The organism is Pyxidicoccus sp. M6 (assembly GCF_055568925.1).
The window spans coordinates 10,103,372-10,114,543 of record NZ_CM145714.1 but is presented as its reverse complement, the minus strand read 5'-3'; the positions used below and the strand labels follow the sequence as shown (position 1 = coordinate 10,114,543).

The following is an 11,172-nucleotide window of genomic DNA, read 5'->3' as shown; positions in this document are numbered from 1 at the left end:
GGAAAGGGCTCAGAGCCCCGTGCCGGTGCTGGGGCCCTTCGTCTCCGAGACGGAGGGCAGGTCCGTCTGGGCCTGCTGGGGCGGCGGACGGTTGACGCGGTCTCGCAGCTCCTTGCCCGTGCGGAAGAGCAGGCCGCGCTTGGGCTTCACCGGGATGACCTGGCCCGTCTTCGGGTTGCGGCCCTGGTAGCCCTGGTAGTTCTTCACGTGGAAGGCACCCAGGCCACGAATCTCGATGTTCTCCCCGCGGCAGAGGGCGTCCTTCATCGACTCGAAAATCGTCTCGATGGTGGCCTCAGCCTGCTTCTGCGTCACGCCCCGCTTGGCGACGAGGATGTTGATCAGATCGGACTTGAGCATCGGACGCTCCCGCAAACCCGGTGACCCCTTGGAAACAGGGCACTCTGGCCCTCGGTCGAATCCTGAAAACATAACAGAACGCCTCCCCCATGCAAGCGAGGTGGACTGCCAACCACCCAGAACCTTTACGGATTTCCGCTGGCCGCCACCCTGGGTGGCTCGGAAGCCACGGGCTCGGCCAGTCCCGGGCGCAGGGGCACCACCAGGTCCAGCCAGCGGGTGCGGCGCAGCATCTCGATGCCGGCGCAGTCGGCTTCCTGGAAGAGGGGCTCCATCTGCTCGAAGCCGGGCGCGCGGGGGCCGTTCCACGACTTCGAGTCGCCGCTGATCATCACCCCGTGCACGGCCAGGGTGGTGTCCGCCAGGGTGAGGGTGGCCGGGTCCCTCGCGGGGCGGAGGCCTCCGCGGCGCAGGCGCTCCAGCAGTTCCGCCTCCACCATACGGTCCACGACTTCGTGGACGAGCGACTCGGGGACCCGGAGACGGGTCGCCAGCTCGCGGGGCGTGGGGGCCTGCGTCCCATCCACCCAGGCGAGCGTGGCCTCCTGGGCGATGCGGGAGGCCACCAGCTCGTGCGCGCGCGGGTGGCTGCCGAAGGCGAAGAGCGAGTCCCGGAACGCGGCGTGCTCCACGGCGTAGGAGAGGCGGGCTCCGAAGAGGAGCAGCAGCCAGCTCACGTACACCCAGGCGAGGAACAGGGGCAGCGCGCTGAGGGATGCGTAGATGGGGTTGTGGCGGAAGCTGCGGAGCGCGAACTCGGCGTAGACCTGCTTGGCCACCATCCACCCCAGGCCCGCCACCAGCCCTCCCGCGAGGGCCGAGCGCACGCGCACGTGGGAGTAGGGCGTCCAGAAGTAGAGCAGGGTGAGGCTGGCGATGGCGACGAGGGTGGTGCCCACGAAGATGAAGGCGGGGGCGTGGGGGGCGTGTGTCTGCAGGAAGTCGCGGACCTTGCCCGTCCCGGAGAAGGAGACCGAGAGGAAGAAGGGGCCGAGTAGCAGCAGGCCTCCGTAGATGAGCAGGCGGATGCCCCAGGGGCGCTGGCGGCGGATGCCCCAGAGCTCATTCACCGCGCCATCGAGCTGACGGAGCAGCGAGCCCGCGGACATCATCACCGCGAGGAAGCCCACGCTGCCGATGGCAATGCGGTTGCTGGGCTGGAGGTACCGGTCGAGGAATTCGGACGTCTTGCCCACCACGCCCGGGTCCAGCAGCTCGCCCACGACACGCCGCAGCTCGGCCTTGAAGCCCTCCTGGTGGAAGGCGCTGAGCAGCACCAGGGCCACCGTCAGCAGGGGCACCAGGGAGAACATGCTGATGTAGGTCAGCGCGGCGGCGCGCAGCCGCAGGTTCTCCCCGCGGAAGCCCTGGGCCACGGTGCGCGCGGCCATGAAGGTGTCCGTCGCGAAGCGCCCCACCTGGGTGCGCTGGGCGGGCGCCCAGATTCGGAGGGCCCAGGCCAGCGTTCTGTCCCGGGTGGCCCGCATCCACGTCAGCGGGTTGGCCATTACAGTCTCCCCCAGACATTGCGAGGCGGGTGGGCATGCGCCCGCTCGCAACAGGCGATACGGCGCCTCGTAAGGGTCGGCCCGCGTGGGGGAAAGGAAGAAATCATCCGAGGGAGCTGGCCGGGCCCCGGAGCTGACGACGCCCCGCGGCAGGGGGCCCCAAGGGTAGCCAAATCGAGGCCCCCGGGGCCAGTCCGCCCCAGGACGCCTGGAGGGACAGCGCCTCCCAGCCGACACAGCCGTCCGACGCGGAGGTGAGTCACGGCCGGGGCCGCGCCGGATGGACTCACGGCGCGGTGATTCAGGAGGCCTGCTCCCTCGCCCTGCCTGCGGCCGTCACGCGGTGTCAGGGGCGCACTGGAGTCAAACGCGCAGCAGCCCCCGGCGCCGTGGCCGTCACGCGGCCTCAGGGGGAAGGGACGGATTCACACGCGAGTCAGCGCGCAGGTGCTCTCGCCCAACGGGCTTCACGCAGCCTCATGACGAGGTGGGCTCACTCGCTGAACAGGAGCCCGGCGCCCTCGCCCTGCGGCCGTCACGAGGCTTCAGGGCTGGAAGTTGAAGTCGAACGCGCAGCGGAACTCCGCGCCCTCGCCCCGCGGCCGTCATTGAGCCGCGGGACGAAGCGTCGGATTCACACCGCGGACACTCAGGCCGCGCCGCCGCCCGACGGCTCGGAGCCGCCACCCGACGACGAAGGCGGAGCCGGAGGCGTCGAGCCTCCACCGCCCTCACCACCAGAAGAGCCCTGGCCGCCGCGCTCACCGCCACGGTCCCCGCGCTCGCCGCGTTCGCCACCCCGGCGCTCACCGCGCTCGCCCCGGTCTCCACGCTCGCCGCGCTCACCGCCCCGGTCTCCGCGCTCACCACGCTCGCCGCCGCGCTGCTCACCACCTCGCTGCTCACCACCCCGGTCACCCCGAGGACGGTCGCCGCCCCGGTCGGGACGACGGCCCTCTCGGCGGTCATCTCGCCGGTCGCCGCCGCGGTCTCCGCGCTCGCCACCGCCGCGGTCTCCACGCTCACCACGGTCGCGGTCCCTGCCGCCGCGGCGGCCCTGGTCCTGGCGCCCGTAGCCGCCGCCGCCGTTGCTGTCCGGCTTGCGCTGCTGCATGGCCAGCTCGCCGTCACCGGAGCCCGGCGACGAGGCCACCTTGTGCTCGGGGCCCGTGGCCGAGCGGCCGTAGATGTCGTACTGCTCGCGGTGGTAGTTCTGCTGCGCCTTGACCTGGATGGACTTGTTGTACCGGTCCATCAGGTGCCGCAGCTCGTTGCGCTCCTCGCCCTGGAGCAGGCGCGCCACCTCCGCGTTGCAGTTGATGACCAGCGTGGAGTCCTTGTAGCCCGGCGCCTCGCGGCGAATCTCGCGGAAGATTTCGTACGCCACCGTGGTGGCCGTCTTCACGAAGCCGTTGCCGTCGCAGTACGGGCAGTCCTCGTGCAGCATGCGGCCGATGGACTCGCGCACGCGCTTGCGCGTCATCTCCACGAGGCCCAGCTCGGAGATGCGCAGCACGTTCGTCTTCGCCTTGTCGCGGCCCAGCGCCTCCTGCAGCGCCTTGAAGACCTTGTCCCGGTTCTGCGCCTTCTCCATGTCGATGAAGTCGCAGATGATGATGCCGCCGATGTTGCGCAGCCGGAGCTGGTAGACAATCTCCTTGGCCGCCTCGACGTTGATCTTCGTAATCGTCTCCTCGAGGCTCTTCTTGCCGACGTAGCGGCCCGAGTTGACGTCGATGGCGGTGAGCGCCTCGGCCTGGTCGATGATGAGGTAGCCGCCGCTCTTCAGCCACACCTTGCGCTGGGTGGCGCGCTGCAGCTCCTGCTCGATGCCGTACGCGTCGAAGACGGTGTCGTCGCCCTCGTGCAGCGCGACACGGTCTCTCAGCGCCGGGTCCTGCGCGGTGACGAAGCCGAGAATCCGCTCGTACTCCTCGCGGTCATCGACGACGAGCTTCTCCACGTCGTGCGCGAAGAGGTCGCGCGTGGCACGCAGGATGAGGTCCAGGTCCGGGTGAAGGAGGCCCGGGCCGCCGCGCTTCTCGTTGCGGCGCACCACCTGGTTCCACACCTCGATGAGGAACCGGATGTCGCTCTCCAGCTTCTCCTGGGGAACGTTCTCCGCCACCGTGCGGACGATGAAGCCCGTCCCGGGCGGGCGCATCTTGTCCACGATTTCGCGCAGCCGGCGGCGCTCCTTCTCGTTGGAGATGCGGCGGCTGATGCCCACGTGGTCCACCGTGGGCATGAAGACCAGGTGACGGCCGGGGATGGAGATGTGCGAGGTGAGCCGCGCGCCCTTCGTGCCGATGGGGTCCTTCGAAATCTGGACCACCACCTCCTGCCCCACCTTCAGCAGGTCCTCAATCTTGTCCGTGCGGCGCTGCTTGGGCTTCTCCTTCTCCTCGTCGCGCTTGTCGCGGCGCTTCTCCTCCTGCTGGCGCCGGCCCTTGTCCTTCTCGCGGTCCTTCTCCCGGCCCTCGCGGGAGCGCGGCTCGCGGGCCTCCCGCGCCTCGCGCGGCGTGCGGCGCTCACCGGAGACTTCAGCGGGCCGCGCGGCCGGCGCCGGAGCGGATTCGCCGGCGGCGGGCGGGGGAACGATTTCGCCCAGCGCCGTGGCCGCCGGCGGAGGCGGCTCGGCCTGGAGCATCGCCGCGGCCACCGCGGCGGCGGTGACGCTCGCGTCCGTCGTGGACTCCGTGGACGGCACCTCGGCGGCCTCGGCGGCCTCGGCGGCCTCGGCGGCCTCCGGAGCGGGCACCGGCGTCGCCTCCGTCACCTCGGGCACCGGGGCCGTGGCCACGGCGGAGGACTCGGGCGCCTCGCTGACGGCGGGGGCCTCGGCGGTGGCCGTGGGCTCCGCCGTCTCCACCGGCGCGGGCGCGCGCTCCGGAATGCTCACGGCCGGCGCATTGGCGGCCAGCTCCATCACGGTGTCGCGCGGCAGCGACTCGGCGAGGTGCAAGGCGGCCTCGCCCGTCAGCTCCTCCACCTCGGCCTCCACCACGGGGCCATGGGTGTGGGCGGCGGCCTCGGCGGCGTCGGCCTCGGACTCGGTGGGGACGTCCGGCGCGTCCTCGTGCTCGCCCTCGGTCAGCTCGAACTGGGCGCGCGCGAAGTCGGGGTCGTAGACGACGTCACTGACGTAGAGGAAGGCGGCCTTCTCCAGGCCGATGTCGACGAAGGCGGCCTGCATGCCGGGGAGCACCCGGACGACGCGGCCCTTGTAGATGTTTCCTACAACGCCCTTGTCCTTCTTACGCTCGAGGTAGAACTCCGCGATGTGGCCGCCCTCGACGAGCGCCACGCGCGTCTCGCGACCCGCGGCGTTGATGACCAGGATGCTGCTCATGGACGAATCCTGCACGCGCGCGCGGTAGGGCGGACCTCACCGGACGGGAGGCGGCAAGACGCCGCGCCTCCGAGCACGCTGCGATGGGAGAGGCGGCCTCCGGTGGACCTCCGGCGAAGCCGACCCGCCCGGTACGTCCGGGTGAGATGCGTCTCGCGCTGTCGAGGGCCGAGGGGACCACCGCCTGCTCCTCCGAGTTCATGTCGCCCCGCATTGCGACCGGCACCGTGCCGGGCGAGGCCTTGTCTTCTTCACCGCGCTCGAATCCCTCCACCACGCGCGTGCCGCCCGCTCTTCTATCCGCACCCGGTCGGTGCCCTCTCTGGGCCACCTTGGGGGGGCGACTGGAGCCTCGGTGCAGCTGGCGCGCCCGGAAAGACTGGAAGCGCAACCCGTCAAAATCCCTACCGGACCCGACCTCCGACAACGCGGAGCGTCACACAACCGTCCAGAAACACGAGGAGTTTTCCACCGCCTGCCCACGGTGTAAAGCCGAGAAACGGCTTCCATCCACTGTCGGGCAGATGATGGGTGCCTGCCCGGCCGGGCTTCAGGCCTGGGCCGGGGCCTGCTTGCGGCCCTCGGGTTTGTCCAGCCGCCCACGAGGCCGGCGCACCAGCCTCAGGCCCGTCCACGTGGCGTCGATGAGGCAGATTTTGTTGTCCACGAGGCCGATGTCGAGCGCCGCGTGACGCACGAAGTCCTCGGAGAGGCTCGTTTTCACGCCCTCGCCGCCGGGCCAGCACACCCAGATGCCGCCGGTGAGGGCCATGGCGCGCGCCAGCGCCGGCAGCCGCTGCACCAGCTCCTGCGCGTCCGAGGTGAAGAAGAGGATGACATCCAGGCCTGTCTGCGCGGTGATGAGGAACTCCACCCCATCCGGCAGCGGGTTGAGCTTCTGCACGAAGCCCCGCGGCGGGTTGATGACGGAGACCTTGGACCCGGCCCGGATGCCCAGCATGGCCGGCAGGGAAGCCAGCGCGTAGGGCGTCATGACGTGCGCTCCACGATGAAATGACCGAACTCGCCGGTGGCCTCGCCGTCCGTGCGCTCCACTCCCGTGACGCGCGCCTGCTGCGGACCGCGATGACACCAGCGGATGAATTCTTCCAGAGCGGTGGGTGCGCCCTCCGCCACGGCCTCCACGGCGCCGTCGGAGCGGTTGCGCACCCAGCCGGAGAGGCCCAGGCGTGAGGCCTCGACGCGGGCGCTCTCACGGAAGAAGACGCCCTGCACCTTGCCCTCGATTCGCAGCGTCACCCGCCGCGCGCCACTCATGGACCCCAAGCCTCACCTCTAGGCGTTGGACTGCAGAAGCTGCAGGAACGCCTGCTCGTCCAGGATTCTTACCCCGAGTTCCTGCGCCTTCTTCAGCTTGCTACCGGCATCATCGCCGGCAACGAGAAAATCGGTCTTGCGCGAGACACTTCCCGCCACCTTGCCGCCACGCCGCTCGACCTCCTCCTTCGCCTGCTCGCGCGTCATACCCGTCATGGCCCCGGTGAGCACCACCGTCTTTCCCACGAACGGGCCGCCCGAGGCCACCTGGGGCGGGGCCGGGGAGACGCCCGCGCGCAGCAGCGCCTCCACCGCCTCGCGGTTCTGCGGCTCCTGGAAGAAGGAATGGATGACCTGGGCCATGACGGGGCCCACGTCCTTCACGCGGGTGATGTCCTCCAGGCTCGCCGTGAAGAGCTGGCGCACATCCGGGAAGGCTTCCGCCAGGGCCTTGGCCGTGGCGTCGCCCACGTGGCGGATGCCCAGCGCGTAGAGGAAGCGGCGCTGGGTGGTCTGCTTGGAGTGCTCCACCGACTCCAGCAGGTTGTCCGCGCTCTTGTCCCCCATGCGCTCCAGCGTCAGCAGCTTCTCCTTCGTGAGCGCATAGAGGTCCGCGAAGGTCTTCACCGTGCCGGTGGACACGAGCTGCGCGGCCAGCTTGTCGCCCAGGCCTTCGATGTCCATCGCGATGCGGCTGGCGAAGTGGCGGATTTTCTCCACGAGCTGCGCGGGGCACGAGGCGCCGGTGCAGCGGATGATGGCCCCGTCCTCGTCCTTCACCGCCGCCGCGCCGCACACCGGGCAGTGCTTGGGGAACTCGAAGGGCTTGGAGTCCTGGGGGCGCTTGGAGGGCACCACGGAGACGATTTCCGGAATCACGTCACCCGCGCGGCGCACGAAGACGGTGTCGCCCCGGCGCACGTCCTTGCGGCGCAGCTCGTCCTCGTTGTGCAGCGTGGCGCGCGCCACCATGACGCCGCCCACCTTCACCGGCTTCAGGTGCGCCACCGGCGTCAGCGCGCCCGTGCGGCCCACCTGGATGCCGATGTCCTCCACCAGCGTGGACTCCTCCTCGGGAGGGAACTTGTACGCCACGGCCCAGCGCGGGCTCTTGGAGACCTGGCCCAGGCGCTTGCGCAGGTCCTCGCTGTCCACCTTCACCACCATGCCGTCCACCTCGAAGGGCAGCTCGTGGCGGCCCTTGAGGGAGGCGTCGTGCCCCTGGCGGACCCCGTCGATGCCCTCGGCGCGGACGTAGCGGTTGATGGGCAGGCCGAGCGTCTTCAGGTACTCCAGCTTCTCGATGTGCGAGGTGAAGTCCGGCACGCCGTCGCCGGGGACGCACTCGTAGAGGTAGATGGACAGCGGGCGCGCGGCCGTCATCTTCGGGTCCAACTGGCGCAGGCTGCCGGCCGCGGCGTTGCGCGGGTTGGCGAAGAGCGGCTCTCCCTCCTCCTCGCGCTTCTCGTTGAGCTTCTGGAAGTCCACCTTGCGGATGAAGACCTCGCCGCGCACCTCGAGCAGCGCGGGCACCTTCACGCCGTCCTGTGGCAGCAGCTCCATGGGCAGGCTGCGCACGGTCCGCAGGTTGGCCGTGACGTCCTCGCCCTTGTTGCCGTCGCCGCGCGTGGCGCCCTGCACGAAGACGCCCTTCTCGTAGCGCAGGGAGATGGCCAGGCCGTCGAGCTTCGGCTCGCACACGTAGGTGACCGAGGGCAGCCCCACCAGCTTGCGGATGCGCTCGTCGAACTCCTGGAGGCCTTCATCATCGAAGATGTTGGCGAGCGAGAGCATGGGGACGCGGTGGACCACCTCCCCGAACTCCTCCACCGCCGCGCCGCCCACGCGCTGGGTGGGCGAGTCCGGCGTCTGCAGGGAGGGGTGCTTGTCCTCCAGCGCCTGCAGCTCACGCATCAGCTTGTCGTACTGCGCGTCGCTGATCTCCGGCGAGTCGAGCACGTAGTAGCGGTAGTTGTGGTGCGCCAGCTCACGGCGGAGCTCGCGGGCTCGGGCTTCGGCTTTCTGGAAGTCGTCCACGATGTGCGGTCCTTACCTCAAAACCCACCGCCGGAGAGCGCGCCTCACGCGGGCCTCCAGCGTCCGCGCAATCTAGAGCGGAGGGCCGACATGACGGCACGTCCCTCCAGGATGGACACGCCACTGGCCGCGGCGACCACCCACGGGGTAGGACGCGAGTTCCGGACCCGTGGGCCTTCGCGGTCGCCGACGGGGCGCACGGCGCGGTGGAAGACCCCGTGGATGCGGCCGGGAGGTGATGGTGGCACGCCCTCGCGGAGCGGGTGGGGAAGGGGAGGACGGGCGTGCGTGTTGCCTCCCGGCGCGGGCCCCTTCGCGCGGCAACCCGCGGAGTCCTTGCTTCCGAAACGAAGCGTGACATGCGGGCCGGGGGGCTCGCGGAAATGTGGGCCTTCCATCTCCTGTTGGTCATCAGGAAGAGATGGACCCCGGGCCAAGCAAGGATGCCTTGACAGCTCAGGAGGGGGTCAATAACGTCCCCGCGCGGTTCATGGCGCAGGTGTTTCGACGGCGCCGTCTCTTCCCAACCACCAGGCCTCACGCCCGCGCAGTCCCGTTCAGGGATTCCGGCGGGGCCGTCCTCCTGGAAGGTGCTTCCGAGGGCCGCGCGGACATCTCCCCGCATTTCCCCCCGTCCGACGCCTCGGTCGCCCCGTTCCTCCCCAAGCGTTACAGACATGCGCAAAGCCCGTACTTCGAGAGAGAAGGTTGTCGCCACCGAGGTGGAGGCCGACGAAAAGCCCCGCCGCAAGCGCGCGGCGAAGACGGCCGACCGGGACGAAACCGAGAAGCCCTCACGCACCCGCCGCGCTCGCCGCGACGACGAAGCCGCCGCCGAGCCCGAGGTCGCCGCCGAGCCGCCCCGCCCGGTGCTCACCCCCATTTCCCGCCCCGTGCGCGACGACGACCTGCAGGAGGCGCGCATCTCCGGTGGTGAGGAGGAGCAGCCGGCCGCCGCCCTGGCTCCTGCTCCGGAGGCCCCCGAGGCCCCCGCGATTACGGAAGTCACGCGCGACGGCGCGCCGATGCAGGTCATCAAGCTGAACGACCTGAAGCGGATGAAGATCACGGACCTGGCGAAGATGGCCCACGACACGGGCATCGAGGGCTACCAGGGCCTGAAGAAGCAGGACCTCATCTTCGCGCTGCTCGGCGGCATCGCGGACAAGCGCTTCGAGGTCCACGCGGAAGGCGTGCTGGAACTGCTCAGCGACGGCTTCGGCTTCCTGCGCAGCGCGGACAGCGACTACCAGCCCAGCCCGGACGACATCTACGTGTCCCCGTCGCAGGTGCGCCGCTTCAACCTGCGGCCCGGCGACACGGTGACGGGCCCCATCCGTCAGCCGCGCGAGGGCGAGCGCTTCTTCGCGCTGCAGAAGGTGGACACGGTCAACTTCGCGGACCCGATGTCGGACGCGGCGCGCGAGCGCATCCTGTTCGACAACCTCACGCCGCTCTATCCGACGCGCAAGCTCAAGCTGGAGCACGAGTCGTCGGAGATGACCACGCGCATCATCGACATGTTCTGCCCCATCGGCCTGGGCCAGCGCTGCCTCATCGTGGCGCCACCGAAGGCCGGTAAGACGGTGCTCCTGCAGAACATCGCGCACGCCATCAGCCGCAACCACCCGGACGTCTACCTCATCGTGCTGCTCGTGGACGAGCGCCCCGAGGAAGTGACGGACATGGAGCGCAGCGTGCGCGGCGAGGTGGTGTCCTCGACGTTCGACGAGCCCGCCACGCGCCACGTGCAGGTGGCGGAGATGGTCATCGACAAGGCCAAGCGCCTCGTCGAGCAGAAGTACGACGTCTGCATCCTGCTGGACTCGATTACGCGTCTGGCGCGCGCCTACAACACGGTGGTGCCCGCGTCCGGCAAGATTCTGTCCGGCGGCGTGGACGCCAACGCGCTCCACAAGCCGAAGCGCTTCTTCGGCGCCGCGCGCAACATCGAGGAGGGCGGCTCGCTGACCATCATCGGCACCGCGCTCATCGACACCGGCAGCCGCATGGACGAGGTCATCTTCGAGGAGTTCAAGGGCACCGGTAACTCTGAAATCGTCCTGGACCGGAAGCTGATGGAGAAGCGCATCTTCCCGACGCTGGACATCAACAAGTCCGGCACGCGTAAGGAGGAGTTGCTCTTGCCGCCGGGCGACCTCGTGCGCATTACCGCCCTGCGCCAGGTGCTCCATCCGTTCACGCCGATTGACGCGATGGAATTTGTGCTCAAGCACATGCGTCCGACGGCGTCGAACGCCGACTTCCTCGGCTCGATGAACCGGTAAACCACCGGATAGGAGGGCCCATGCGCCGCCCCGTGCTCATCCGCCTGTTCTCCCTTGTCGTGGGAGTGACACTCGGAGGGATGGCGGGATGCGATTTGGGCACCCTGGACCCGCCGACGGATGACCCTCCGCCGGTGCTGTCCGACAAGACCTGCTACAGCGATGACGACTGCGTGGCCGATGCCTGCTGTGGGCTCGGCACCGCTGTCACCCACGTGACAGAAGGCCCGTCGTGCAGCGGTGTCAGATGCACGGGGGGCTGTCCGGCGGGCTCCATCGACTGCGGCCGCTGCATCCCCATCTGCCGCGGCTCCCGCTGCGACTCCGCCTGCACCGCGAATCCGTGAGC

Annotated in this window: 8 protein-coding genes; 2 read left to right on the top strand and 6 right to left on the bottom strand. The window is 69.7% G+C overall.

The features are described 5' to 3' along the window. Positions 1–9 precede the first annotated feature (9 nt). The 6 genes from ACVTJA_RS39680 to ligA form a co-directional block, all read right to left on the bottom strand. A complete protein-coding gene (locus tag ACVTJA_RS39680) occupies positions 10–360 on the bottom strand; it encodes an HU family DNA-binding protein (RefSeq protein WP_465828220.1) in 351 nt (116 codons plus the stop codon). A 125-nt stretch (positions 361–485) separates the two neighbouring features. Then, positions 486–1,868, bottom strand: a complete 1,383-nt coding sequence (locus ACVTJA_RS39675) for a YhjD/YihY/BrkB family envelope integrity protein (protein ID WP_465828218.1) — start codon at positions 1,866–1,868, stop codon at positions 486–488. Between the two features lie 649 nt (positions 1,869–2,517). After that, positions 2,518–5,220, bottom strand: a complete 2,703-nt coding sequence (locus ACVTJA_RS39670) for an Rne/Rng family ribonuclease (RefSeq protein WP_465828217.1) — start codon at positions 5,218–5,220, stop codon at positions 2,518–2,520. A 550-nt stretch (positions 5,221–5,770) separates the two neighbouring features. Beyond that, complete coding sequence (locus ACVTJA_RS39665; protein ID WP_206725572.1) at positions 5,771–6,214, bottom strand: DUF3052 family protein; 444 nt, start codon at positions 6,212–6,214, stop codon at positions 5,771–5,773. Next, positions 6,211–6,498: an acylphosphatase gene (locus ACVTJA_RS39660; RefSeq protein WP_465828216.1), complete on the bottom strand. Its 288-nt coding sequence runs from the start codon at positions 6,496–6,498 to the stop codon at positions 6,211–6,213. Before ACVTJA_RS39660 ends, ACVTJA_RS39665 begins: the two co-directional genes overlap by 4 nt. An 18-nt stretch (positions 6,499–6,516) precedes the next feature. Then, positions 6,517–8,535 (bottom strand): NAD-dependent DNA ligase LigA, encoded by a 2,019-nt coding sequence (gene ligA, locus ACVTJA_RS39655; RefSeq protein ID WP_465828215.1) that lies wholly within the window; start codon positions 8,533–8,535, stop codon positions 6,517–6,519. A gap of 677 nt (positions 8,536–9,212) precedes the next feature. On the opposite strand from ligA, the gene rho reads away from it, so the two are divergent. Both rho and ACVTJA_RS39645 read left to right on the top strand, forming a co-directional pair. Further along, positions 9,213–10,823: a transcription termination factor Rho gene (rho, locus tag ACVTJA_RS39650; RefSeq protein WP_465828214.1), complete on the top strand. Its 1,611-nt coding sequence runs from the start codon at positions 9,213–9,215 to the stop codon at positions 10,821–10,823. Positions 10,824–10,843: 20 nt separating this feature from the next. After that, the gene (locus ACVTJA_RS39645) at positions 10,844–11,170 is read left to right on the top strand and encodes a hypothetical protein (protein WP_465828212.1); all 327 of its coding nucleotides are present in this window, start codon (positions 10,844–10,846) and stop codon (positions 11,168–11,170) included. Positions 11,171–11,172: the final 2 nt, after the last annotated feature.

Excerpts from the sequence above, each read along its gene's own strand:
- ACVTJA_RS39645 (WP_465828212.1), top strand. The coding sequence starts at position 10,844 with ATGCGCCGCCCCGTGCTCATCCGCCTGTTCTCCCTTGTCGTGGGAGTG.
- ACVTJA_RS39680 (WP_465828220.1), bottom strand. The coding sequence starts at position 360 with ATGCTCAAGTCCGATCTGATCAACATCCTCGTCGCCAAGCGGGGCGTG.
- ACVTJA_RS39675 (WP_465828218.1), bottom strand. The coding sequence starts at position 1,868 with ATGGCCAACCCGCTGACGTGGATGCGGGCCACCCGGGACAGAACGCTG.
- rho (WP_465828214.1), top strand. The coding sequence starts at position 9,213 with ATGCGCAAAGCCCGTACTTCGAGAGAGAAGGTTGTCGCCACCGAGGTG.
- ACVTJA_RS39660 (WP_465828216.1), bottom strand. The coding sequence starts at position 6,498 with ATGAGTGGCGCGCGGCGGGTGACGCTGCGAATCGAGGGCAAGGTGCAG.
- ACVTJA_RS39665 (WP_206725572.1), bottom strand. The coding sequence starts at position 6,214 with ATGACGCCCTACGCGCTGGCTTCCCTGCCGGCCATGCTGGGCATCCGG.
- ACVTJA_RS39670 (WP_465828217.1), bottom strand. The coding sequence starts at position 5,220 with ATGAGCAGCATCCTGGTCATCAACGCCGCGGGTCGCGAGACGCGCGTG.